General features: G+C 71.6%; 29 protein-coding genes and 6 pseudogenes. 9 read left to right on the plus strand and 26 right to left on the minus strand.

All coding sequences use genetic code 11. The features are described 5' to 3' along the window. Nucleotides 1-28 precede the first annotated feature (28 nt). The 9 genes and pseudogenes from LP418_RS00365 to LP418_RS30080 all read right to left on the minus strand — a co-directional run bounded on the left by LP418_RS00365 (nucleotide 29) and on the right by LP418_RS30080 (nucleotide 4,259). Nucleotides 29-562: a penicillin-binding transpeptidase domain-containing protein gene (locus tag LP418_RS00365; protein ID WP_257954820.1), complete on the minus strand. Its 534-nt coding sequence runs from the start codon at nucleotides 560-562 to the stop codon at nucleotides 29-31. Nucleotides 563-665: 103 nt separating this feature from the next. Beyond that, nucleotides 666-911: pseudogene (locus LP418_RS00370) on the minus strand (penicillin-binding transpeptidase domain-containing protein); the annotation flags it as partial. Beyond that, nucleotides 802-1,794: a hypothetical protein gene (locus tag LP418_RS00375; protein WP_257954821.1), complete on the minus strand. Its 993-nt coding sequence runs from the start codon at nucleotides 1,792-1,794 to the stop codon at nucleotides 802-804. The gene LP418_RS00375 and the pseudogene LP418_RS00370, both read right to left, overlap by 110 nt. Before the next feature lie 93 nt (nucleotides 1,795-1,887). Then, nucleotides 1,888-2,319 (minus strand): hypothetical protein, encoded by a 432-nt coding sequence (locus LP418_RS00380; RefSeq protein WP_257954822.1) that lies wholly within the window; start codon nucleotides 2,317-2,319, stop codon nucleotides 1,888-1,890. Then, the gene (locus LP418_RS00385) at nucleotides 2,313-2,459 is read right to left on the minus strand and encodes a hypothetical protein (protein ID WP_257954823.1); all 147 of its coding nucleotides are present in this window, start codon (nucleotides 2,457-2,459) and stop codon (nucleotides 2,313-2,315) included. The genes LP418_RS00380 and LP418_RS00385 overlap by 7 nt, the downstream gene beginning before the upstream one ends. Then, nucleotides 2,456-3,443, minus strand: a pseudogene (gene rsmH / locus LP418_RS00390) (16S rRNA (cytosine(1402)-N(4))-methyltransferase RsmH). The gene LP418_RS00385 and the pseudogene rsmH overlap by 4 nt, the downstream one beginning before the upstream one ends. Nucleotides 3,444-3,453: 10 nt before the next feature. Further along, a complete protein-coding gene (locus tag LP418_RS00395; protein ID WP_257954824.1) occupies nucleotides 3,454-3,615 on the minus strand; it encodes a hypothetical protein in 162 nt (53 codons plus the stop codon). Between the two features lie 214 nt (nucleotides 3,616-3,829). Then, nucleotides 3,830-4,081, minus strand: a complete 252-nt coding sequence (locus LP418_RS30075) for a division/cell wall cluster transcriptional repressor MraZ (protein ID WP_336275867.1) — start codon at nucleotides 4,079-4,081, stop codon at nucleotides 3,830-3,832. A 7-nt stretch (nucleotides 4,082-4,088) separates the two neighbouring features. Next, complete coding sequence (locus tag LP418_RS30080) at nucleotides 4,089-4,259, minus strand: division/cell wall cluster transcriptional repressor MraZ (RefSeq protein WP_336275868.1); 171 nt, start codon at nucleotides 4,257-4,259, stop codon at nucleotides 4,089-4,091. A gap of 342 nt (nucleotides 4,260-4,601) precedes the next feature. Between LP418_RS30080 and LP418_RS00405 the strand changes: the two genes are divergently transcribed. After that, nucleotides 4,602-5,579: an AAA family ATPase gene (locus LP418_RS00405; protein WP_257954825.1), complete on the plus strand. Its 978-nt coding sequence runs from the start codon at nucleotides 4,602-4,604 to the stop codon at nucleotides 5,577-5,579. An 85-nt stretch (nucleotides 5,580-5,664) separates the two neighbouring features. On the opposite strand, the gene LP418_RS00410 is transcribed toward LP418_RS00405, so the two are convergent. Further along, complete coding sequence (locus tag LP418_RS00410; RefSeq protein ID WP_257954826.1) at nucleotides 5,665-5,811, minus strand: hypothetical protein; 147 nt, start codon at nucleotides 5,809-5,811, stop codon at nucleotides 5,665-5,667. 31 nt (nucleotides 5,812-5,842) lie between these two features. On the opposite strand from LP418_RS00410, the gene LP418_RS00415 reads away from it, so the two are divergent. Then, complete coding sequence (locus LP418_RS00415) at nucleotides 5,843-6,907, plus strand: DUF58 domain-containing protein (protein ID WP_257954827.1); 1,065 nt, start codon at nucleotides 5,843-5,845, stop codon at nucleotides 6,905-6,907. Between the two features lie 22 nt (nucleotides 6,908-6,929). On the opposite strand, the gene LP418_RS00420 is transcribed toward LP418_RS00415, so the two are convergent. Further along, nucleotides 6,930-7,154 carry a hypothetical protein gene (locus LP418_RS00420; protein ID WP_257954828.1) on the minus strand — a complete coding sequence of 75 codons (225 nt, stop codon included), beginning with the start codon at nucleotides 7,152-7,154 and terminating at the stop codon, nucleotides 6,930-6,932. Nucleotides 7,155-7,343: 189 nt separating this feature from the next. Between LP418_RS00420 and LP418_RS00425 the strand changes: the two genes are divergently transcribed. Beyond that, the gene (locus tag LP418_RS00425) at nucleotides 7,344-9,245 is read left to right on the plus strand and encodes a transglutaminase family protein (protein WP_257957252.1); all 1,902 of its coding nucleotides are present in this window, start codon (nucleotides 7,344-7,346) and stop codon (nucleotides 9,243-9,245) included. 14 nt (nucleotides 9,246-9,259) lie between these two features. Here the strand turns inward: LP418_RS00425 and LP418_RS00430 are convergent, their stop codons facing one another. The 6 genes and pseudogenes from LP418_RS00430 to LP418_RS00450 all read right to left on the minus strand — a co-directional run. Further along, entirely contained in the window at nucleotides 9,260-9,703 is a 444-nt protein-coding gene (locus LP418_RS00430) for a DUF3040 domain-containing protein (RefSeq protein WP_257954829.1), read from the minus strand. A gap of 233 nt (nucleotides 9,704-9,936) precedes the next feature. Continuing rightward, nucleotides 9,937-10,095, minus strand: a pseudogene (locus LP418_RS31995) (DinB/UmuC family translesion DNA polymerase); the annotation flags it as partial. 1 nt (nucleotide 10,096) lies between these two features. Next, nucleotides 10,097-10,372: pseudogene (locus tag LP418_RS32000) on the minus strand (DinB/UmuC family translesion DNA polymerase); the annotation flags it as partial. A gap of 62 nt (nucleotides 10,373-10,434) precedes the next feature. Continuing rightward, complete coding sequence (locus LP418_RS00440; protein ID WP_257954831.1) at nucleotides 10,435-10,914, minus strand: Y-family DNA polymerase; 480 nt, start codon at nucleotides 10,912-10,914, stop codon at nucleotides 10,435-10,437. A 222-nt stretch (nucleotides 10,915-11,136) separates the two neighbouring features. Beyond that, entirely contained in the window at nucleotides 11,137-11,559 is a 423-nt protein-coding gene (locus tag LP418_RS00445; protein ID WP_257954832.1) for a hypothetical protein, read from the minus strand. A gap of 74 nt (nucleotides 11,560-11,633) precedes the next feature. Beyond that, a pseudogene (locus LP418_RS00450) lies at nucleotides 11,634-11,762 on the minus strand (methyltransferase domain-containing protein); the annotation flags it as partial. On the opposite strand from LP418_RS00450, the gene LP418_RS00455 reads away from it, so the two are divergent. Beyond that, complete coding sequence (locus LP418_RS00455; protein WP_257954833.1) at nucleotides 11,703-11,855, plus strand: hypothetical protein; 153 nt, start codon at nucleotides 11,703-11,705, stop codon at nucleotides 11,853-11,855. The pseudogene LP418_RS00450 and the gene LP418_RS00455 sit on opposite strands and share 60 nt — an antisense overlap. 311 nt (nucleotides 11,856-12,166) lie before the next feature. Here LP418_RS00455 and LP418_RS00460 read toward each other — a convergent pair whose 3' ends face one another. From LP418_RS00460 to LP418_RS00490, 7 genes are all read right to left on the minus strand, one after another. Continuing rightward, nucleotides 12,167-13,234, minus strand: a complete 1,068-nt coding sequence (locus LP418_RS00460; protein ID WP_257954834.1) for an OB-fold nucleic acid binding domain-containing protein — start codon at nucleotides 13,232-13,234, stop codon at nucleotides 12,167-12,169. Beyond that, a complete protein-coding gene (locus tag LP418_RS00465) occupies nucleotides 13,173-14,234 on the minus strand; it encodes a helix-hairpin-helix domain-containing protein (protein WP_257954835.1) in 1,062 nt (353 codons plus the stop codon). The genes LP418_RS00460 and LP418_RS00465 overlap by 62 nt, the downstream gene beginning before the upstream one ends. Beyond that, complete coding sequence (locus tag LP418_RS00470) at nucleotides 14,231-14,533, minus strand: hypothetical protein (RefSeq protein ID WP_257954836.1); 303 nt, start codon at nucleotides 14,531-14,533, stop codon at nucleotides 14,231-14,233. Before LP418_RS00470 ends, LP418_RS00465 begins: the two co-directional genes overlap by 4 nt. Continuing rightward, nucleotides 14,514-15,956 (minus strand): PHP domain-containing protein, encoded by a 1,443-nt coding sequence (locus LP418_RS00475; RefSeq protein ID WP_257954837.1) that lies wholly within the window; start codon nucleotides 15,954-15,956, stop codon nucleotides 14,514-14,516. The genes LP418_RS00470 and LP418_RS00475 overlap by 20 nt, the downstream gene beginning before the upstream one ends. Beyond that, nucleotides 15,946-16,395 carry an SAV_6107 family HEPN domain-containing protein gene (locus LP418_RS00480; RefSeq protein WP_257954838.1) on the minus strand — a complete coding sequence of 150 codons (450 nt, stop codon included), beginning with the start codon at nucleotides 16,393-16,395 and terminating at the stop codon, nucleotides 15,946-15,948. Before LP418_RS00480 ends, LP418_RS00475 begins: the two co-directional genes overlap by 11 nt. Before the next feature lie 15 nt (nucleotides 16,396-16,410). Further along, the gene (locus tag LP418_RS00485; protein WP_257954839.1) at nucleotides 16,411-16,728 is read right to left on the minus strand and encodes a DUF6504 family protein; all 318 of its coding nucleotides are present in this window, start codon (nucleotides 16,726-16,728) and stop codon (nucleotides 16,411-16,413) included. A gap of 136 nt (nucleotides 16,729-16,864) precedes the next feature. Beyond that, a complete protein-coding gene (locus LP418_RS00490; RefSeq protein ID WP_257954840.1) occupies nucleotides 16,865-17,059 on the minus strand; it encodes a hypothetical protein in 195 nt (64 codons plus the stop codon). Between the two features lie 303 nt (nucleotides 17,060-17,362). On the opposite strand from LP418_RS00490, the gene LP418_RS00495 reads away from it, so the two are divergent. The 5 genes from LP418_RS00495 (at nucleotide 17,363) to LP418_RS00515 (ending at nucleotide 20,081) form a co-directional block, all read left to right on the plus strand. Continuing rightward, nucleotides 17,363-17,800: a YbaK/EbsC family protein gene (locus LP418_RS00495; RefSeq protein ID WP_257954841.1), complete on the plus strand. Its 438-nt coding sequence runs from the start codon at nucleotides 17,363-17,365 to the stop codon at nucleotides 17,798-17,800. Nucleotides 17,801-17,866: 66 nt separating this feature from the next. Then, the gene (locus LP418_RS00500; RefSeq protein ID WP_257954842.1) at nucleotides 17,867-18,193 is read left to right on the plus strand and encodes an arsenate reductase family protein; all 327 of its coding nucleotides are present in this window, start codon (nucleotides 17,867-17,869) and stop codon (nucleotides 18,191-18,193) included. A gap of 9 nt (nucleotides 18,194-18,202) precedes the next feature. Next, nucleotides 18,203-19,051: a DUF4126 domain-containing protein gene (locus LP418_RS00505; RefSeq protein WP_257954843.1), complete on the plus strand. Its 849-nt coding sequence runs from the start codon at nucleotides 18,203-18,205 to the stop codon at nucleotides 19,049-19,051. Between the two features lie 30 nt (nucleotides 19,052-19,081). Beyond that, on the plus strand, nucleotides 19,082-19,255 hold the full coding sequence (locus tag LP418_RS00510) for a hypothetical protein (protein WP_257954844.1): 174 nt from the start codon (nucleotides 19,082-19,084) through the stop codon (nucleotides 19,253-19,255). Beyond that, complete coding sequence (locus LP418_RS00515; protein ID WP_257954845.1) at nucleotides 19,200-20,081, plus strand: FAD-dependent oxidoreductase; 882 nt, start codon at nucleotides 19,200-19,202, stop codon at nucleotides 20,079-20,081. The genes LP418_RS00510 and LP418_RS00515 overlap by 56 nt, the downstream gene beginning before the upstream one ends. Here the strand turns inward: LP418_RS00515 and LP418_RS00520 are convergent. Both LP418_RS00520 and LP418_RS30085 read right to left on the minus strand, forming a co-directional pair. After that, nucleotides 20,074-20,679, minus strand: a pseudogene (locus LP418_RS00520) (SIMPL domain-containing protein). The gene LP418_RS00515 and the pseudogene LP418_RS00520 overlap by 8 nt on opposite strands. Nucleotides 20,680-20,696: 17 nt before the next feature. After that, nucleotides 20,697-20,999 carry a methylenetetrahydrofolate reductase gene (locus LP418_RS30085; RefSeq protein ID WP_336275869.1) on the minus strand — a complete coding sequence of 101 codons (303 nt, stop codon included), beginning with the start codon at nucleotides 20,997-20,999 and terminating at the stop codon, nucleotides 20,697-20,699. Nucleotides 21,000-21,005 lie beyond the last annotated feature (6 nt).

Below are 21,005 nucleotides of genomic sequence, written 5' to 3' on the forward strand. Positions count from 1 at the left end.
CGGCAGGGCGGCCGGAGGCATTTCGGGATCACCCGGCACGAGCGGAGGGTATCGCTCGGTCACCACTCGACGGGAAGGCGCGAGGGCTTCCCGCCGGTCGGGGGACGCCGTAGCGGCTGAGGGCGTAACCCATGATCTTCGAGAACGCGGGGCCGGCGATCGAACCACCACCACCGTCGACCTTGGGTGCGTGCAGGACGACGTAGACGGTGAAGCGCGGGTCGTCGGCGGGGGCGAAGCCGCCGAAGGACACGGTCGTCGAGTCGCCGTAGACGCCGTCCACGACGCGCTGTGCGGTGCCGGTCTTGCCGGCGACGAGGTAGCCCGGGACTCGGGCGCGGGGCGCGACGCCGGCGTCCGGGTCGACGACACGCTCCATCATCTTCGCGGTCTGCTTCGCGGCCTTCTCGCTGACGACGCGCGACTCGGTGGCCACGTCGGTGCCGACGACGGTGCCGTCCTCGGTGGTCGCGGAGCCCTTGATGATGCTCGGCGAGATGCGCACGCCGCCGTTGGCGATGGTGTTGACGGCCGCCGCCATCTGGACGGCGTTGACGGACACGGACTGGCCGGAACGCGACGCGGTCCTTGGTCTGCGACGTCATCACGTCGCCGGGCTGGAGGATGCCGGGCGACTCTCCGCGCATGCCGATGTCGGTGCGCTGGCCGAGCCCGAACTTCTGCAGGTAGCCGACCAGCTCGAGCGGCGTGAACGCGTCGGCCGCGAGCACCGTGCCGATGTTGGACGACTGGGCGATGACGCCGGCCAGCGTCAGCCGGATGTTGCCGTGGTCGAACCAGTCACCGATCACCCGGTCCCGGCGGGCCGGGGACGGCGGGATCCGGAGCTTGGTGCGCGGCGTGACCTTGCCGGCGTCGATCAGGGCCGCGGCCGTCAGCACCTTCTCCACCGAGCCGGGCTCGTAGGCGTCGTTGATCGCGCGGGGAGCCGAGGTCGTCCTTGTCGGCCTCCAGCGGCTTGTTGGCGTTGAAGGTCGGTGCGTCCGCCAGCGCCATGATCTCGCCGGTGCGCGAGTCCATGACGATCGCGACGCCGCTCTCGGCGCGGTACTGCCGCAGCGTCTGGGTCAGGACCCGCTGGGTGTACCACTGCAGATCGAGGTCGATCGTGGTCGTCAGCGGGGTGCCGTTCTTCGCCGGCACCAGCGTGTTCTCCCCGAGCGGGATCCGGTTGCCGCCGCCGGTCTGGAAGCGGGCCGTGCCGTCGGTGCCCGACAGTTGTCGGTCGAAGGTCCGCTCGAAGCCACCCAGCGCCTCGTCGGTGCCCATGAAGCCGAGCAGGTTGGCCGCGACGTCGTCGGCGGGGTAGTCGCGGATCGGGTCGTCGCGCAGGCTGATGCCCTCGTAGCCCGCCTCGACCAGCTCGGTGCGCACGTCGTTGGCGAGGGTGCTGGGCACCCTCCGGGCGATGTACTCGAAGCGGCTGTCCGCCTCGCGGAGCCGGCTGAGGGTCTTGAAGTAGTCGACGTCGAGCCGCTCCGAGAGCACTGTGGCCAGCTCGGCGGCGTCGTCCGCGGTCATGAAGGGATCGGCCACGACCATCTTGCCGTGGATCGAGTCGGCCAGCGGCAGTCCGTTGCGGTCGAGGATGTCGCCCCTCTCGGCCGGCAGGGTGACCTCCTCGACGCTCTCGGCGGCCGCCATGGCGGCGTACGAATTGGGGTCGATGCCCTGCAGCTGGACCAGTCGTGCTCCGAAGAACGAGAGCACGACGGCGATCACGATCAGCCCGAAGCGCAGGCGGAACTGCGGTGCGCCGCGGCGCGAGTCCATCCTGCTGGTCGTCTCGTGGGGCAACGTAACTCCGTCCAGAGTGGTGAGCACAAAACTAGGTGTGAGGACCGCCCCCGCCGGGGCAGCGCGCCGTCAGCGACGCTTGCGGGATTGCTTGTTCTTGTGGTGGCCCTTGGCGCTCTTCTTCGCGTGCTTGTCGGCCTTGGTGTTCGGCTCCGGCTCCGCGACCACCTTCACGATCGTGGGGGCCGGCGCCGGGATCTTCGGCTTGATCGGGGTCGGCGGGGTGAGGTCGAGCTTGTTCTCCGGCAGTGCGGGCAGCTTCTCGCCGAGCACCCGGCCGTCGAGGGTCAGGAAGGTCGGCGCCGTCGGGGGCACCATCCCCATCTCCTGCGCCTCGGTGGCGACCCGGTCCGGCTTGCGCAGGTCCTCGAGCTCCATCTGCAACGTCTGCTCCCGCGCGGCCGGGCTGGTCGCCTGCTCCTCGAGCGCGGTCGCGGCGAAGGAAGCCTGCGTCATGGAGGTGTTGAAGAGCAGCAGCCCGACCACGCCGCTGATCAGCACCCGGGCTGACCCGGGGTCACGAACGGCACCTTCGGCGCCCGGGTGCGGGCCCGCGGGACGACCGAGAGGCGGGCCTTCTCGACGGCCGCGCTCGCGATGCGCGGGACGCGGCTCCGGACCCGGGCGGCGGGAAGGCTCATCGGGTTGCTCCTCGGCTGCGCCGGGTGGGGGAAGGGATGGGCGGACTCGTTCCGATGGCACGCAGCCGCACCGAGGCGGCTCGCGGGTTCTGCTCGATCTCGTGCTCGTCGGCGACCTCCGCGCCGCGCGTGACGAGCTTGAGCAGCGGCTCGCTGCCCTCGGGGACGAACGGCAGGTCCTCGGGTACGTCGAGTCGCGACGCCGCAGTGAAGGCGCGCTTGACCGGGCGGTCCTCGAGGGAGTGGTAGGACTCCACGACGACGCGGCCGCCGACGCCGATCACCTCGATCGCGGCGGGCATCGCTCGCTGCAGCACGGCCAGCTCGTCGTTGACCTCCATGCGCAAGGCCCGGAAGGTGCGCTTTCCCGGGTGTCCCCCGGTCCGTCGCGCCGGTGCCGGGATCTCGGCGTAGAGCAGCTCGACCAGCCGGGCACTGTTGGTGAAGGGCTCGACCTCGCGCTGGCGCACGATCGCGTAGGCGATCTTCTTGGCGAACTTCTCCTCGCCGTAGTCGCGCAGGACGCGGGTGAGCTCGGCGGCGGAGTACGTGTTGAGGACGTCGGCCGCGGTGGGTCCGGTGGTGCCGTCCATGCGCATGTCGAGCGGCGCGTCCGCGGCGTACGCAAAACCGCGCTCGCGCACGTCGAGCTGCATCGAGGAGACACCGAGGTCGAAGAGCACCGCGTCGACGTGGTCGAGGCCCCGGTCGCCAACCACCTCGGCGATCTCGTCATAGACGGCGTGCACGCCGACGAACCGGTCTCCGAAGGGACGGAGCCGCTCGCCGGCGAGCTCGAGGGCGGCGGTGTCGCGGTCGATGCCGATGACCCGGGCGTTCTCACACCGCTGGAGAACGGCCTCGGTGTGGCCACCGAGGCCGAGGGTGCAGTCGACGAGGACCGCGCCCTCGTGTGCGAGGGCAGGCGCCGAGGAGAGCGACGACCCGATCGAGGAGGACCGGAGCGTGGCTGGGAGTGCTCATCGGTTGCGCCCTACCGGCCCACGTGCATGAGGACGAAGAGCGCGGCGGTCAGTCCCGCCGACATGGCGGCCGAGAAGACCATCAAGGTGACGGCGTCGCGAGCCTGCTCGCGCACACGCGGTGGCCGGCCGTGAAAGCCGGCCTCACTGCGAGTGACTGCGGTGCTGCTCATGTACTCGACCCCACCTTGATTGTTGTTGCTTTCGAGCTGACGTGTGCTGACTGACGGGCCGCCGGATCTGGTCCCTGCCCGCTCCCCCGGGGAAGTGCCGTCCGACACCGGGGAAGGTGAGTCGGAAGACGAGAGGGAGCGGACACGAGACCGGATGCTGCGGAGTGCGTCAGTTCTTGAGTTGTCCGTGTTGCGGTGCTGCTGGTGCTGCTGGTCAGAAGCCGGGGAAGACCTCTTCGCTGAGCTCGGAGAACTTCTGCTCCTGCTCCTCGGAGTAGGTCGCCCGGGCCGTCGGGTCCCAGATCTCGATGCGGTTCATCGAGCCGATGACGACGACGTCCTTGGTGAGCGAGGCGTACTCACGCAGTGATCCCGGGATGGAGATGCGGCCCTGCTTGTCGGGAACCTCCCGGGAGGCGGCGGCAAAGAGCATGCGGACGTAGTCACGAGCGCCCTTGTTGGTCACCGGTGCCTCACGGAGCCGGTCGGTCATGCCCCCGGAAGTCCGCCATGGCCCAGACCGTCAAGCAGCGTTCCTGCCCTCTGGTCACCACGAGTCCTTCCGTCAGCTGATCCCTGAACTTCGCCGGGAGGAAGAGGCGGCCCTTCTCATCGAGCTTGGGCGTGTAGGTGCCGAAGAACATCCGGAACCTCCCGCGCTCGGTGTGGCAGATCGACCCTGTCCTCCACTTCGCACCACATTACTCCACTTCCCCCCACCGTCAACCATGCTTTCGGCGTTTTGCCCCCGATCGGGCGTGGTGGCGCGCCGTTCGCGGGTTTCGGTCCAGGGGCGCGTACGCCGCCTGCTGAGCGCGGAATCGGCGCGAATCGGGCTCGGTGGAGCGCTGGTGAAGGCGATCGGTGCGGAGTGGTGGGGGAAAATGGAGCGAAAGGTGGGGAAAGCGCGGCCGGTATGTTGCGGGCACGTCATACGGTTGGCGCAGCACCCGTGACACGGGTCGGGACGAGGGAGTGGGCAGCACGTGAGTACGTCGTTCGCAGGGGATGCCGATCTGGACACGCTCGCGCGTGTCGTCGGCAGGGTCCGGTCCAACATCGAGCGCGTCATCGAGGGCAAGCCCGACGTGGTGTCGGCAGCCATCGTGGTGCTGCTGGCCGAGGGTCACCTCCTGATCGAGGACGTCCCGGGCGTCGGCAAGACCCAGCTGGCCAAGGCGCTCGCGCGCAGCATCGACTCGACCGTGCGCCGCATCCAGTTCACGCCCGACCTGCTGCCCTCCGACGTCACCGGCGTCTCGGTGTTCAACCAGAACACCCGCGAGTTCGAGTTCCGGCCGGGCGGCGTGTTCGCCAACATCGTGGTCGGCGACGAGATCAACCGGGCCTCCCCCAAGACGCAGTCGGCGCTGCTCGAGTGCATGGAGGAGCGTCAGGTCACCGTCGACAACACGACCTACATGCTCGACAAGCCGTTCATGGTCATCGCCACCCAGAACCCGATCGAGATGGAGGGCACCTACGCCCTCCCCGAGGCCCAGCGCGACCGCTTCATGGCGCGCGTCTCCGTCGGCTATCCGGTCGAGGCCGCGGAGATCGCGATGCTCAACTCGCACACCACGGTCAATCCGCTCGACGACCTCGAGGCGGTCACCGATGCCGGTGAGATCCGCAAGCTGACCGAGATCGTCGGCCGGGTCCACGTCTCGACCGCCGTCCAGCGCTATGCCGTCGCGCTGATCACGGCCACCCGTCAGTCCACCGAGCTGCACCTCGGTGCGTCACCGCGAGCGACCCTGCACCTCGTGCGGGCGGCCAAGGCCGTGGCGGCGATGGCCGGGCGCGACTACGTGCTCCCCGACGACGTGCACGGGCTCGCCCGGCCCGTGCTCGCCCACCGGCTGCTGCCGAGCGTCGAGTCGTCGATGAGCGGTCGCAGCACCACCACGATCCCGGACGCGATCGTGGCCGGGGTGCCGGTCCCCGAAGCCGGCCGTGCGTGAGGCCCTTGCCGGCCTGACCGTCCGCGGACGGGTGTTCCTCGCTGCCGGGGTCACCACGATCGTCTGCGCGATCATCGTCGGCCAGTCACCACTGGTCCGCGTCGGCGTGCTGGTGACCGCGCTCCCGCTGCTGGCCGCCTTGTGGATCGGCCGCTCGCGCTACCGCCTCGCGCTGACCCGCGCCGTCTCCCCACAGCTCGTCGCGGCCGGCCAGTCCGCGCGTCCAGCTCACGCTCACCAACGAGGCCCGCACCCCCACCGGCGTGCTGCTGCTCGAGGACCACCTGCCCTACGTCCCGGGCACGCGCCCCCGCTTCGTGCTGGAGGGCATCGGCCACGGCTGGCGCCGGCACGTCACCTACCGGGTCCGCTCCGACGTCCGCGGCCAGTTCGAGATCGGGCCGATGACGGTGCGCGTCACCGACCCCTTCGGGCTGATCGAGCTCGGGCGCGCCTTCCACACGACCGCACCACTGACGGTCACACCCCGCACCGTCGCGCTGCCCGGCATCCCGATCGGCGGCGCTCGGACCGGCTCGGGCGACAACCGCCCGCGCGCCTTCGCCATCGGCAGCGCCGAGGACGTCACCGTGCGCGAATACCGCCGCGGCGACGACCTGCGCCGCGTGCACTGGCGCAGCTCGGCCCGGGTCGGCGAGCTGATGGTGCGGCGCGAGGAGCAGCCCCGGCAGTCGCGCGCCACCGTCTTCCTCGACAACCGGCTGGTCTCCCACCGCGGCCGGGGCGTCGCCTCCTCGCTCGAGGCGGCCGTCTCCGCCGCGGCCTCGATCGCCGTGCACCTGAGCCAGCGCGGCTACGCTGCCCGCCCGGTCACCGCATCCGGTGAGGACCCGGGCACGGCGTGGCACTCCCGGACCGCCGCGGTGAACACCGCTCCCCTGCTGGAGGCGCTGGCCGTCGTCCAGATCGAGCACTCGCCCCACCTCGACACCGCGTGGCTGGCCGAGCCGGGCCACGGCGGCCTGCTGATCGCCGTGCTCAGGAAGCGTCAGCGACAACGACGGACGGTTCCTCAAGCGGCTCCAGCACCACGCGGCCACCTCGGCCGCGATCACGCTCGACGTCGACGCGTGGGCACCGCACCTCGCACCGTCGGGCACCGGGTCCACGTCGGCGGCGCTGGCCAGCAGCGGCTGGCGGGCCGTGACCCTGCGCCCGCGCGACCACCTCGAAGTGGTCTGGCAGGAGCTCGGGCGTCTGAGCAGCCGGCAGAAGGTCGAGTCATGAGCGAGCGGAGCGAGCTCATCATCCAACACAGCGTCACGTGTGCCTCATGCGCGCACGGAGCGAAGCGAGTACGCGCATGAGTCGTCAGCGCACACCTCTGTCCTACACCGTGGGCTCGGCTGCGGTCGCGGCCGCGACCACCCGGTTCACGTTGCTCTCTGGGGGCACCTTCACCACCGAATCGGCGAAGGTGAACATCCCGCTCTTCTTCATCGCCGCGATCATCGCCGCCATCGGCGGGGTCGCCCGGTGGCTGCGGCTGCCGCTCATCGTCGCGCTGGTGGCGCAGCTCGTGGTGGGCGCGATGTGCGTGCTCGGCTCCACCACGGGCTCAGGTCATTCCGACGCCGACGACGCTGCGCGAGCTCGTCACCGCCTTCACGGACGCGATCGAGTCCGCGCAGGCCTTCGCGGCGCCGATCCCGCCGGGAGTCCCGCCCGTCACCGTCATCCTGCTGACCGGCGGCGTCGCGACCCTGATCGTCGTCGACCTGCTCGCGGCGGCCCTGCAGGCGGATCCCGCTCGCCGGGCTGGCACTGCTCTCCGTCTACAGCGTCCCGGTCTCGATCACCGGCAACGGCGCATCGTGGTTCACGTTCATCGCGATGTCCATCGGCTTCCTCAGCATGCTCTACCTCGTCCACGCCGAGCAGGTGGAGCGCTGGGGGCGCGGCATGCGCAACGACTCCGGTGGCACGGACGCCGATCCCAGCGGCTTCGGCGTGCGCACGGGCGCCATGCGCGGCTCTGCTCTCGCCATCGGCACGACCGCCACCGCGATGGCACTGGCGCTGCCGATCCCGGTCCCGACGCTCGAGGTCACGCTCTTCGAGGGCACCGGTCCCGGCACCAAGAAGATCGAGGTGGCCGACCCGATGGTCGACCTGCGTCGCGACCTCAGTCGCGGTCAGGACATCCCGCTGATGTGGGTGACCACTGCGGAGAAGGACCCGTCCTACTTCCGGCTGGCGGTGCTGACGCGCTTCAACGGCAACACTCGGACGCCGGGCGACCGCGACATCCCGCCGGAGCAGGTGGCGCGCGGCGAGATGCCGTCGCTGACCGGGGTGGCCGCCGGCACCAATCGCAGCGAGACGCCCTACCACGTGCGCGTCAGCAAGGACTTCGAGTCGAGCTGGCTGCCCACCACCCCACAGGTGTCGAAGATGACGGTGATCGGCGACTGGCGCTACGACCTCTCGACGATGGACTTCATGAACACCGACGGCGACACCGCGGCCGACATGACCTACTCCTTCACCGGCGTCGAGGTCGAGCCCGACCCGGCACTCATGGACAACTCCGTGTCGGGTGCCGCCTCCGTCCGCGCCGTCTACACCGAGGTGCCCGGGTCGATCTCCAGCGAGATCCGTACCCCAGCAGCGTCGGTCACCGCCGACGAGGTGACCCGCTTCCGCAAGGCCCGCGCGCTCCAGCAGTGGTTCCGCGAGGACGGCGGGTTCGAGTACAGCGACCAGCGCATCGACGACGACCCCGGCAGTCTCGCCGCGTTCCTCGACGAGTCCGGCCGCGTCGGCTACTGCGAGCAGTTCGCCGCGTCGATGGCGATCATGGCGCGCATCATCGGCATCCCCGCCCGGGTGGCGGTGGGCTTCCCGGAAGCAACGCCTGCGGGCGCGAACCAATACGAGTTCTCGGCGCACGACCTGCACGCCCGGCCCGAGCTGTACTTCCCCGGCGCCGGCTGGGTGCGGTTCGAACCCACCCCGGGTGCCCGCGCGGAGACCGTCCCGCCCTACACCAGCGCCGAGCTGGCACCGATCGCGAGCGAGAGCCCCTCGACGAGCGCGGCCGTGCCCGATGACCAGCTCCCGGACCGCGGCGCTTCGCCCGACGCCTCCAACGGGTCCGAGACCGACGAGGAGAGCTCGCTGCCCCGGGCCACGATCGTGCTGGTGACGCTGGTGGTGCTCCTGCTCGTCGCGCTGGTCCTGCTGCCGTCGTTCGTACGCCGCCAGCGCCGCGACCGCCGCCTGCTGGGCGACATCGAGGAGCTGTGGCTCGAGCTCCGTGACCACGCCGTCGACCCGGGCCACGGCTGGCCGCACGGCCGGTCCCCGCGAGCCGCCGGCGCCCGGCTGGCCGGCTGGTTCCGGTGCCGCCGGCGGCGACAGCACCGTCGATCGTCCACGCCACGGTGCCGACCCGGGCCCCCGAGGCCGTCCACGCCCTCGACCGGCTGGTCGAGCAGGTGGAACGGGCGCGCTACTCGCGCTCCGGCGTGTCAGTGGACCACGAGCAGGCCGCGAGCGACGTGCGCACGATCGAGGAGGCTCTCGATCACGGGGTCGGCCCTCGCGTGCGCCGGCGGGCGCGCTGGCTGCCGAGGTCGTTGCGTCCATCGCCGTACGTCCCTGCCGGCGAGATCGTCACCCGCGAGACGAGCGACTCGGTGAGCTAGAGGCTGACCTCAGAAGCCCCGGTCGCGGCGGTGGCGCCAGCGCTCTTCCATCCGGTCCATGAACGAACCCGACGAGCTCGAGTGCGGGCGACGAAGGCCGCGCATCTTGGGCCGGTGCACCCGGCCGCCGTCGACGACGCCGAATCCTTCGTGGCGGGTCTCGCGCATCGGCTGCTGCATCATGGCCGGGTTGCGCAGGGCGGTGACGCCGATGGTGGCCGCGCTGAGCATGACCACGAAGCCGACGATGCCGACGATCGGCTGGCTGGCCAGCACGCCGGTGGTGAGCACGGCCATGCCGATGGCGAACACGACGCCGGCGATGATCGCGCGGCGGCGGGCGACGCGTTGCATGGTGGTGCCGCGGAGCGTGGAGGCCAGCTTGGGGTCCTCCTCGACCAGCGCACGCTCCATCTGCTCAAGCAGTCGCAGTTCTTCCTCGGACAGGGGCACGGTCCAAGTCTAGGCACGGGTTGGGCCGGTGAGGTAGCGGCTACGGGAAATTTCCCACCCTCAGGTGTGGTGCAGAAGGCTCGCGGGTCGCACCGCGGCCGTCCCGAGCGCCGGGTGGCCCGGTCGACGGCCCGATCCGCCTCGGCCCAGCCGTGTTCCGGCTCCCCCGGGACGAGCTGTCGTTGCACGCTGGTGCGCGCGACGAGCCCCTCCACCCGCACCCCCACCAGCCGGAGCCGGGCCCGCTGCAGACCGAGCGCGTCGTAGAGCCGGGTGGCGGTGCGATAGATCTCCACCGTCACGTCGGTGGCCTCGGGCAGGGTGCGCGAGCGGGGTGATGGTGGTGAAGTCGGCGAAGCGGATCTTGATGGTGACGGTGCGACCGGCCACACCCGCCGTGCGCATCCGGCCGGTCACGCGGTGCGAGAGCCGGAGCAGCTCGCGCACGATCACCTCCCGGTCATCGGTGTCGCGGGTGAAGGTCTCGTCGGCGCCCATCGACCGCTCCGGCTCCAGCGGACCCGCCTTCGGGGTGATCGCCCGCCGGTCGGTGCCCCACGCCAGCTCGTGGAGGTGGCTGCCGAGGTGGTGGCCGACCGCACGCTGAAGGGTGCGCACCGGCGTGTGCGCGACGTCCCCGACCGTCATCAGCCCCAGCCGGTGCAGCATCGCCTGAGTCTTCTCCCCCACTCCCCACAGCTCGCCGACGTCGAGCGGGTGCAGGAACGCCGTCACCCCCCGCCGGCGGCACCACCACGACCCCGTCGGGCTTGGCCCGACGGCTGGCCAGCTTGGCCACCGACACCGACGCGGCCACCCCCGACCGAGCAGGTGATGCCCTGCTCGTCGTGGATCACGGCGCGCAGGTGCTCGGCGATCTCCACCGGGGACCCGAGTCGCCTCGTCGAGCCGCGCACGTCGAGGAACGCCTCGTCGAGGGAGACCACCTCGACCAGCGGGGTGACGCGGCGGAAGTTCTCCAGCACCGAGGCGGAGACGCTGGCGAAGGTCTCGAAGTCGGGCGAGATCACCACGGCTGTCGGGCACAGGCGCCGGGCCCGCGTCATCGGCAACGCCGAGCGAACGCCGTACGCCCCGGCGAGGTAGTTGGCCGAGAGCACCACCCCGCGGCTCCCGCCGCCGACGATCACCGGCACGTCGGCCGGGTCGGGGCGCTCGCGGGTCGCGACGGAGGCATAGAACGCGTCCATGTCGACGTGCAGGATCGGGGCGAGCCAGGGACGGGTCAGTCATGATCGCCCCCGGTGCTGTCCTCAGCGGTGCGTGACCCACATTTTTCGTCGTTGGAATGTGGCTGGGTCACCGGTGGCACGGCGGGTCGCTGGTGCCGCGCCCGGAGGCAGTGCGTGAGCCACATCTTCAGGCGCGGAAATGTGGCTGAGTCACCGCTGGCGGGGAGCGGTGGGGCTGGGTCAGCGGCGAGCGAGCACGTGCAGCTGGGTCGCGAGCGGGAGGAACTCGGCGCGCGTGGAGACGGCGGCCTCGAGCTCGACCAGCGCGGCGGAGGCACCGGGCTCGAGGTCGAGCAGCGAACCGGGCACGAGGTCGGCGAAGACGCGGACGCCGTGGACGGTGACGGTCTCCGGGCCGGCCATGGTGAGCATCGGCGCGAGCTCCTCGGCGGTGAAGCGGTGACCGCCCCGGGCGCTGGCAGTGGGGTCGTCGAGCAGGTCGCGGGCCGCCCGGAAGTGGCCGGCCATGGCGCGGGCCACGACGGCGGCATGCCGCTGGGCGACGAGCAGGCTGAGGTGTCCGCCGGGGCGCAGCACCGAGGCGATGGTCGCCAGCGCGGCGGCGGGGTCGTCGACGACGTCGAGCACGCCGTGGCAGAGCACCGGGTCGGCCGTGTCGACCCGGGGGTGGCGAGATCGGCGAGGTCGCCCTGCTGGCCGGTGACCCGGTCGGCGACGTCGGCCTCGCGGGCGCGCCGGTCGAGCGCGGCGAGCGCGTCGGGGCTGGGGTCGATGACCTCGACGCGGTGGCCCAGCTGTGCGAGGGGTACGGCGAACCCGCCGGTGCCGCCACCGACGTCGACGATGCGAGCGGGTGCCGCGTCGGTGTCACCGAGCAGTGCCTGCACGGCCGTCCACACCACGCCGGTGCGGACGGACTGGCGGCGCTCACTGGCTGACATGGGAGCAACCCTAGTGGGCGCTTCCCGTCGTTCCGGTGCAGGCGCGAGCGCAAGGGACCCCGGTGGTGGCGGCACTTTGCAACGCCACCCACCACGAACACGCGACCTGCCGCCACCCCCACACAGCGGTCCACCAAGGTGGCGGCACCTCGCAGCACCACGGGCCCGAGACCCGCAATCTGCCGCCACCACCACCACACAGCGGCCCACACCGCCACCCACCAAGGTGGCGGCACCTCAGCACCACGGGCACAAAACCCGCAATCTGCCGCCACCCCCACACACAAGCCGTGGTGACCCTCGAGGCCTCATCCCGGGCTCCCCGGGCTGCGGTGCCACAGCTTGCGCGCGACGTCCTTGTCGGACTCACCGGCCGGCTTGATGTCGGAGTAGGGCGACATCTGGAAGCCGCTGGAGTGGACGAGCACGCGTCTCCGCTCGGGTTCGTCGGCCCGGGTGTAGCCCTCGGGCACCCGGGCGAGCTCGGCGTGCACGGCGGCGATCGCCCCATCACCAGCGTCGTCGCGGGTGCGGGCGCGCTGCCAGACGGCGTGCAGGGCGGGCAGCTCCCACGCGCCGGTGGCGCGCAGGGACACCCCGCGGCGACCGGTGCGGCGCAGCTCGCCGCGCACGACCAGCAGCCGGGAGTGGAAGACCGTGGCGGCGTAGGGGCCCTGCGCGTCCTCGAAGAACGTGCAGTCGACCGGGCCGGTGCTGTCGTCGAGGGTCAGGAAGATGACGCGGCGCCCGGACCGGATCGGGGGTGTCTGGGTCACGACCTTCACGCCGGCGACCAGCAGCTCGGAGCGGCTGCGGCGGGTGAGGAGGTCCCGGCTGCGGGTGATGCCGATCGCGTCGAGGAAGTCGGAGTAGGGCGCCACCACGTGCTGGGTGACGTCGAGGCCGAGGATCTCCAGCTCGGCGCGCATGCGTTCGTCGGTGGTCATCTCCGGCAGCCCGGTCGCCAGCTCGCCGCCGGAGCCCGGCTCGTCGCCCGGGCTCAGGGTGAGCTGCACGGACTCGATCGGGCGCGGTGCGGCCGTGGCCCGCGACTGGGCGGCGGCCTTGGCCCACACCCCGGCGTCGGCCAGCGGGTGCCGCTCGAGGGTGGGTGCCCGCTCGCGGACCGTGGGGTCGGTGCTGTTGCGACCGGCCGCCTCGTCGGCGCGCACCGTGGCACGGGCCGGAGTGCGGGTCAACCCTCTCCCCCGGCCCCGCGAGGCGCGGTCGAGGGCGCGGGCGTGCAGGTCGAGCTCGGCGACTCGGAGCAGCAGGTCGCGACGGGTCAGCCGACCGCGCGGCCGGACGGTCTGGTCACCACCCACGATGCGGTAGATCGTGTCGAACCCACCGGCCAGCACCAGTCGCTCCAGCACCGGTCGCGAGACACCGGGCGCGCTGGAAGAAGTCGGAGAGCGAGACATAGGGGGCCTCGCTGCGGGCGGCGACGATCCGGGCGACCTCGGCGCCGCTGATGCCCTTGACCTCGGCCAGCGCCAGCCGGATCGCATAGCCGGCGTCGGTCTCCTCGGCCACCTCGACGACGTAGTCGGTGTCGGAGGCGTTGACGTCGAGCCCGTGCACGCCGATCCCGAACTGCCGGGCGTCCTCGAGGATCAGCCGCTTGGGATACATCCCCGGGTCGTGGGTGAGCACCCCGGCCGGGAAGTGCGCCGGGTAGTGCGCCTTGAGCCGGAGCCGACTGGTAGGTCGGCAGCGCGAAGGCCGCGGCGTGCGCCTTGCAGAAGCCGAACGACGCGAAGGCCTCGAGCACCTTCCAGATCCGCTCCACCAGCGGCAGCGCATAGCCCCGTCCGAGCGCGCGGGGTGGAACCAGAGCTTGGTCTGCGCCATCCCCTCGACGTCGCCGAGGGCGCGCCGCTTCTCGTCGGCCTCGGCGTAGGAGACCCCGGTGAACAGCGCGATCATCTCGATCACCTGCTCGTGGAAGACCACCACGCCACGGGTCTGCTCGAGGATCGGGCGCAGGTCGTCGTGGATGTAGTGGACGGTCTTCCAGCCCTGCTTGGCCTCGAGGTAGGGCGTGATCATGTCGCTCTTGACCGGCCCGGGGCGGAACAGCGAGATGTCGGTGATGATGTCGTCGAAGGAGTCGATGCCGGACTTGCCGACGAGCTCGCGCTGCCCGGGCGACTCGATCTGGAAGACGCCCAGTGTCCCGGCCTCGCTGATCATCGTGAAGGTCGTCTTGTCGTCGAAGGGCACCTGCGCCTCGTCGTCGAGGTCGATCTCCACGTCGTCGACCCGACTGATCTCGGCCACCGCGTGCGCCATCGCCGACTGCATGCGGATGCCGAGCACGTCGAGCTTGAGCAGCCCGAGCGCCTCCACGTCGTCCTTGTCGAACTGGCTCATCGGGGAAGCCGGCATAGGACGCCTCGACCGGGGTGCGGTCGAGCAGGGTGACGTCGGAGAGCAGCACCCCACACGGGTGTACGGCGATGTGTCAGGGGCAGCCCGTCGAGGCGCTCGACGAGTCGGAAGAAGAGATCGAGCCGGTCCTCGCCGAGACCGCTGAGCCGCAGCTCGGGCAGCTCTCGCAACGCGACCCGGGCATCGCGCGCCCGGATGTGCGGGAACGCCTTGGCGATCGCGTCGATCTCGCCGGGCGGCATCCCCGGGGCGGCGCCGACGTCACGGACCGCGTGGCGCACGCGGTAGGTGTCCATCATCGACACGCAGGCACAGCGCTCCCCGCCGTACTTGTCCAGGGATCGCCTCGTAGACCTCGAGCCGGCGCGCCGACTCCACGTCGACGTCGATGTCGGGCAACGAGGCGCGCAGCGGCGAGAGGAACCGCTCCATCAGCAGGCCGTGGCGGATCGGGTCGACCCCGGAGACGCCGAGGAGGTAGTTGACCGGGCTGCCGGCGCCGGAGCCGCGGGCGGCGCGGCGGATGCCCATCTCACCGATCAGGTCGGTGATGTCGGCGACGGTGAGAAAGTAGGAGGCGTAGCCGAGCCCGCGGATCAGCTCGAGCTCGTCGTCGAGGCGCTTCCAGATGCGCTGGCGCGGCGCCGAGCCGTGGCGGTCGCCGACCGCGGCGTCGCAGCGGGCGCGGAGCATGCCGTCGGCCGTTCGACCAGCACCGCCGTCTCCCCCACCCAGCTGGAACTCCGGGAAGTGCACCTCACCGATGCCGAGGTCGGCGCGCGGGTCGAGGGCGCAGCGATCGGCCACGGCCCGGGTCTGGGCCAGCAGCTGTCGCGCCGCCATCTCGGTGTTGTTGGCGAGACCGGACAGGCGGCAGATCTCCTCGGCCATCTCGTGCATCTGCTTGCCGGACTTCAAGAAGCCCTCGGCGTTGCCTCGATCGACGTGGCGCCGGTCGAGGGCGACCAGCCGGCGCGCCGCGTCGAGCACGTCGACGGTCGGGGCGTCGAGGCGATCGGCATAGCGGACCGCGTTGGTCAGCACCGTCGTCAGCTCCGCCCGCCGGGCGATCTGGGCCATCCGGGCGGCGTGCGCGGAGCTGTCGGGAAGCCGGTGCGAGACCAGCTCGACGACGAGGTTGTCGCGCGGCACGATGTCGCGCCACGGCGCCAGCGCCGCGAGCGCGAGGTCGTGGCGTCGCCGCGCCGCCGCCACCCCGAGCTCGGAGGCCGGCCCGAGCAGCACCATCACGTCGCCGCCCATGAGGTACGGCGCCAGCGACTCCAGCGTCGCCACCGGCCGTCCCCGCTCGCCGGTGAGGTGGGTGGCCGAGACCATCCGGCAGATCGCCGCCCAGCCGGCCTTGCCGCTGGCCGGGAACGTCACCCGGGGCAGCCCGCCCCGGTGGGCCGGCAGGTCACGGTGGGCCCCACCGCGCACGGGCGTGCGGGCAGCCGCCCCTCGGAGCGGCTGCACGCCCACCGGTGCCACGGCCGGGTCCACCCCGAGCACCGGTCGGATGCCGGCCCGCGCGCAGGCCCGGGTGAACTTCACGGCGCCGTACGTGCCGTCGCGATCGGTCAGGGCGAGCGTGTCCATCTCCTGCTCGACGGCGCGCTCGACGAGCGTCTGCGGATGCGACGCCCCGTATTGCAGGGAGTAGCCCGAAGCCACATGGAGATGGACGAACGGGTCAGGCGACACCGGACTGACCGACCCAGTGACCGGCGGCCACGAGTCGCTGGTCGAGGTGGGCGTGCGGCACCAGACCCAGTGCCGACTCGATCACGGCCGGGAACCGGTCGGCGTCACGGACCGGGTCGTCGGCCTCGCGCTCGCTGACGGCCCGGGCGGAGCCGGCCTCGGCCGCCGCCCGCTTGCCGGCACCGGCCGCGAAGAACCGGGCCCACTCGGCGAGCTCGGGAGCGAGCTCGGCCAGCAGCACCCGGGCGTTCTTCTGGCGACCGCGCCGCGCCGTGGGCTTGGCGCGGGCCGCCAGCAGGGCGGCCGCGGCCCGCAGTGCCGCGACGTGGGCGCAGGCATAGCGGGTGGGCACGTCCCGGGCCGTGATCGACTCCTGCAGCGACTCGGCGGCCAGCGCGAGGTAGGAGTGGGTCGTGGCGGGCAGCAGATGGGGATTCATGACCAGCACCGCCCCTCAGTCCGCACAGCCGACGAGCTGCCAGCGGCCGTCGGACCAGTTGAAGGAGAGGTCGAAGACGCCGGTGCCGTTGATCCCGCGGCCGGCCTCGACCCGCCAGAGCTCACGCTCGACGAGCAGGTCGGTGGTGGCCGACTCGCTCGCCGCGTCGGTGGTGGCCTGCCACCACGGAGCGGTCTCCACCCAGTGCGCGAGCACCGCGCGCACCTTCCACAACCGGCCTCGCCACAGGAACTGGTCGGGCCCCTCGGTCTCTCCTCGTCGCACCTCGACGGGGTCGTCGTACAGCCGCATCTGCGTCTCCTCACCGCTCATCGACCCCGCCACCGGCTCCGGGGGCGGTGGGGGTCGAGGTCACCGCCCACCGGAGCCGCGTCCGAACAGATGTTCGAACAAGGACAAAGGTACACGGCCCCACCGACAGTGGGTCAAGAGCGAGGGCGAACGGCTTTCAATTCACCCGTAGATAGGTGCTGGAGTCCTTGCGCCAGAGGAAGAACACGAGCAGCAGGCAGAGCACGAAGAAGAGCGCCGAGACGACGACGAAGGCTGTCGGCAGGCTGTGGTTGAGACCGAGGAAGGAGATGAGCAGGCCGAAGAAGCTGGTGCCCGTCAGCACCAGCCGTGACCAGCCGTGACCGTCCACCAGGGAACGCGCCCAGCACCACGACGAGCACCACGAAGACGACGAACGAGACCATCGCCAGCGGCACGAACTTCGGCACGAGATTGGGCGTGGCCAGCAGCGCGTCCATGCCGCCGGACTCGAGGATCGCCTGCGCCGAGGGGTTGCCCTGCGCCCGGGCGAGGACGATCTGGTCGTGCTGGAGCCAGTCAGCAGCACCGCGGCGCCGCTCACCACGACCAGCGCCAGCAGGCTCCACACCGCGTAGGTGATCGAACCGGGCTTCTCCCTCATCGACAAAACTCCCCTGACTAGGCTCGCCCCATGGCGAGCGAGCATCCTGCGATCAGATCATTTCGTGACGACCTGCACCGGCGCGGTGGCACCGGCGACGTGGTCATCCTGCCTGATTCGGTCCACACCGCCGTACTCGCCGCCGAGGCCCCGGGGTGTGAGGTCGGCGCCATTGCCAACAGCCTCCTCTTCGACAGTGGCGGCAGCCCGGTCCTGATCCTGACCTCCGGCGCCCACCGGGTCGACACCGCGAAGGTCGCCGAGCACATCGGTGTCGCGAAGCTCACCCGCGCCACGCCCGAGTTCGTCAGGCAGCACACCGGCCAGGTCATCGGGGGCGTCTCCCCCATCGACCACCCCGCGCCCGTGCCCACCGGATCGATTCGTGGCTGCGCAACCACGAGGTCGTGTGGGCCGCCGCCGGCCACCCCGCCGCCGTCTTCTCCTCGACCTTCGACGAGCTCGTGACCATGACCGGCGCCCACGAGATCGAGGTCGCGTGATGGAGATCTGGATCAACCCCGCCTGCTCCAAGTGTCGTACGGCGATCAGCGAGCTCGATGCGGTTGGTGCCGACTACACGGTGCGCCGCTACCTCGAGGACACGCCCACCGCCGAGGAGCTCGCCACCGTGGTCGAGCGGCTGGGCGTCGAGCCGTGGCACGTCGCGCGGACAAGGAGGCCCGCGAGGCCGGGATCGACCTCCCGCGCGACGCCGAGCACCGCGCCGACTGGCTGGCCGCGCTCGCGGCCAACCCGAAGGCGATCCAGCGTCCGATCATCACCGCGACCGACGGCACCACAGTGATCGGCCGCGACGCCGACTCCCTACGCGCCGTGATCGACGCCGAATCTCACTAGGGTGTGGGCGTGGAATCACTCGCACTCACCTTCTCCAGCGGCTGGGCCAGCGGCATCAACGCCTATCTGGTCGTGCTCGTGCTGGGCGTCGCCGACAGGGTCAACAACTTCTCCCAGATCCCCGACGTGCTCACGCGGTGGGACGTCCTGACGGTGGCCGGGTTCCTCTACGCGATGGAGTTCATCGCCGACAAGATCCCCTACATCGACTCCTCGTGGGACGCGATCTCCACCGCCATCCGCCCCACGGCCGGTGCCGTGATCGGCGTGCTGCTCGCCGGTGACGCGTCCACGCTCGACCGGGCGGTCCTCGGCGTCGTCGGCGGTGGCACCGCCCTGCTGTCGCACCCGGTCAAGGCCGGCGGCCGGCTCGCGATCAACTCCTCTCCCGAGCCGGTGACCAACATCAGCGCCAGCTCCGGCCGAGGACGTCGCCGTCTTCGGCGTCGTGGCCTTCGCGATCAACAACCCCGAGGCCGCCGCAGCGATCGCCGCGGTGTTGCTCATCATCGGCCTGATCGGGCTCTACTTCATCGCCAAGCTGATTCGTCGGGGCTGGCGGAGGTGGAAGAAGAAGGACCCGATCGCGGCGTCCATATGAGCGCGCTGCGGATCGTCGTCATCGGTGGCGGCTTCGGCGGTATGGCGAGCGCCGCACGCCTCGCCAAGCTCGGCCACGAGGTGACCCTGATCGAACGCTCCCCGCCCTCGGCGGCGCCCTCCAGCCGATCAGCGCCGACGGCTTCACCCGGGACGCCGGCCCCACGACCACCCTGCTGCCCGCCGTCATCCGCGACCTGTTCCGCAAGTCCGGCCGGCCGCTGGAGAACGAGGTCGACCTCCAGCCGCTCGACCTGATCCGCGAGCACCGGTTCGGAGGACCGCACCGTGCTGCGCCTGCCCGGTGGCTCGCGGGCCGGCCAGATCGAGGCCTTCGACGCACTCGGCGCCGGACTGGGCGGCGCCCGGTCGGCGTACGTCGACGGGCACCTCCGACACTGGGGAGGTGCTGCGCCGCGGCTACCTCGAGCAGGCGTGGGACCCCGCGCTCTCCCCGCGTGAGCTGACCGACCTGCTCGGCAGTCGCGAGATGCTGCACAAGAGCCTTCGCCGGGACTTCAAGGACGAGCGCCTGCGGCTCGTGGCCAGCCACCCGTTCGTGATCGACGGCCACGACCTGCGCAACGTGCCGGCCCGGATGGGCGTGACCTCCTACCTCGAGCAGACCTTCGGCGCCCGGACCGTGCCCGGCGGGCTGGCGGCCATCGGTGCCGCACTGGCCGACCGGCTCGCGACTCGCGAGGTCACCGTCGAGCGCGGCACCTCGGCGCTCGACCTCGTGCTGCGCGACGGCCGGGTCGTCGCCGTACGCACCGATGCCGGCGACCTCGACGCCGATGCCGTGGTGTGCGCGATCGACCCGCGTCGGCTCCCTGCGCTGGCCGGGTTCGTGCACCGGACCATGCCGGCGATCCCGCCCGTCATCGCGCACGTCGGCCTCGAGGGCGACGTGCCCGACCTGCCGCACGAGGTGGTGCTGCACGGCGATCCGATGCTGGTGGTGCGCGCGAACGGACCCGCCTGGGACGATCATCGGCCGCGGCCGGCTCGCCGAGGACGTGCTCCGCGCTCGCGCGGCACGGGATCGACATCCGCAAGCAGGTCGTCACCCGGATCGACCGCTCCCCGCTCGACCTCGTCGACGCCCGGGGGCGGCTCGCCGCTCGGCCTGCTCTGGCAGGGCCGCGCGACCGTGCGCGACCGGCTCGGCCCGACCACGCCGATCCCCGGTGTCTACGCCGCCGGGGCACACGCCACCCCCGGCTCCGGACTGCCCTTCGTCGGGCTCTCCGCGGCCCTCGTCGCCGAGGCGATCGGGCCTAGCTGAGCGCCCACGTGACGCTCAGGCTCGCGCCGACGGACGTCTCCCCCGGCTCGATCTTGGCCGACATCGCCATCGCGTCCATGCCGCGCGCCATGGGACCCCCGCCGGACGAGCCCCGGCCGATCGCGAGCACCTCACCGAGCGAGGCGCCGGCGAGCTCGGCGAGCTGCGTCGCCTGCCGGACCGCATCGGCGTACGCCGCAGCGACGGCCCGGTCCCGGGCTGCGGCCGGCTCCGACACCTCGAGAGCGACGCCCTCGACAGCGAGCGCGTCGCCCACGGTGGTGGCCAGCTCGTCGAGCAGCGCACCGGCGGCGTCGAGGTCGGGGCAGCCGATGGCCAGCGAGTGCCGCGCCTCGAACCCCCGCTGCTGGCCCCGGTTGTCGTGCCGGGGTCAGACGTTGATGCCGGTCGTGGCGATGCGCTTCTCCTCGGTGTGACGCCGGGCGATCGCACCGATCTGCGCGGCCGCCTCCGACGACGAGGCGAACGCCGCGGCCACCCCTGCGGCGCGCGCCACCGCGGCGACCCGGACGACGGCGGTGTCCGGGACGACGGACGTGCTGCCCTGCCCGGTGACGGTGACGCTGCGCTCACTCATGGGCGCAACCGTAACGATCAGACGGTGATCTGCAGGGCGGTGAAGATCTCGCGCGTCGCCCCGGAGAAGTTCAGCGTGTAGAAGTGCAGTCCCGGAGCCCCGCCGTCGAGCAGTGCGTCGCACAGCTCGGTCGAGATGCGGATGCCCTCGGCCCGCAGCTCCTCAGGGGTCTCGGCCAGCGGCTCGATGCGCGAGCGCACCTCGGCGGGGATCTCGCGGCCGGACAGCTCGACCATCCGGTTCATCGAGTTGAGGTTCAGGATCGGCATGATCCCCGGGATGATCGGCATGTCGACGCCCAGCGCCCTCGCTCGCTCCACCGGGGC

Source organism: Nocardioides sp. B-3 (assembly GCF_024703895.1).
GTDB lineage: Bacteria > Actinomycetota > Actinomycetes > Propionibacteriales > Nocardioidaceae > Nocardioides.

What these genes read in the sequence shown, in the direction of transcription:
- LP418_RS00375 (WP_257954821.1), bottom strand. Translation starts at nt 1,794, where the DNA reads ATGGACTCGCGCCGCGGCGCACCGCAGTTCCGCCTGCGCTTCGGGCTG.
- LP418_RS00385 (WP_257954823.1), bottom strand. Translation starts at nt 2,459, where the DNA reads ATGAGCCTTCCCGCCGCCCGGGTCCGGAGCCGCGTCCCGCGCATCGCG.
- LP418_RS00395 (WP_257954824.1), bottom strand. Translation starts at nt 3,615, where the DNA reads ATGAGCAGCACCGCAGTCACTCGCAGTGAGGCCGGCTTTCACGGCCGG.
- LP418_RS30080 (WP_336275868.1), bottom strand. Translation starts at nt 4,259, where the DNA reads ATGTTCTTCGGCACCTACACGCCCAAGCTCGATGAGAAGGGCCGCCTC.
- LP418_RS00440 (WP_257954831.1), bottom strand. Translation starts at nt 10,914, where the DNA reads ATGGACGCGTTCTATGCCTCCGTCGCGACCCGCGAGCGCCCCGACCCG.
- LP418_RS00465 (WP_257954835.1), bottom strand. Translation starts at nt 14,234, where the DNA reads ATGAGCCAGTTCGACAAGGACGACGTGGAGGCGCTCGGGCTGCTCAAG.
- LP418_RS00480 (WP_257954838.1), bottom strand. Translation starts at nt 16,395, where the DNA reads ATGAATCCCCATCTGCTGCCCGCCACGACCCACTCCTACCTCGCGCTG.
- LP418_RS00485 (WP_257954839.1), bottom strand. Translation starts at nt 16,728, where the DNA reads ATGAGCGGTGAGGAGACGCAGATGCGGCTGTACGACGACCCCGTCGAG.
- LP418_RS00495 (WP_257954841.1), top strand. Translation starts at nt 17,363, where the DNA reads ATGGCGAGCGAGCATCCTGCGATCAGATCATTTCGTGACGACCTGCAC.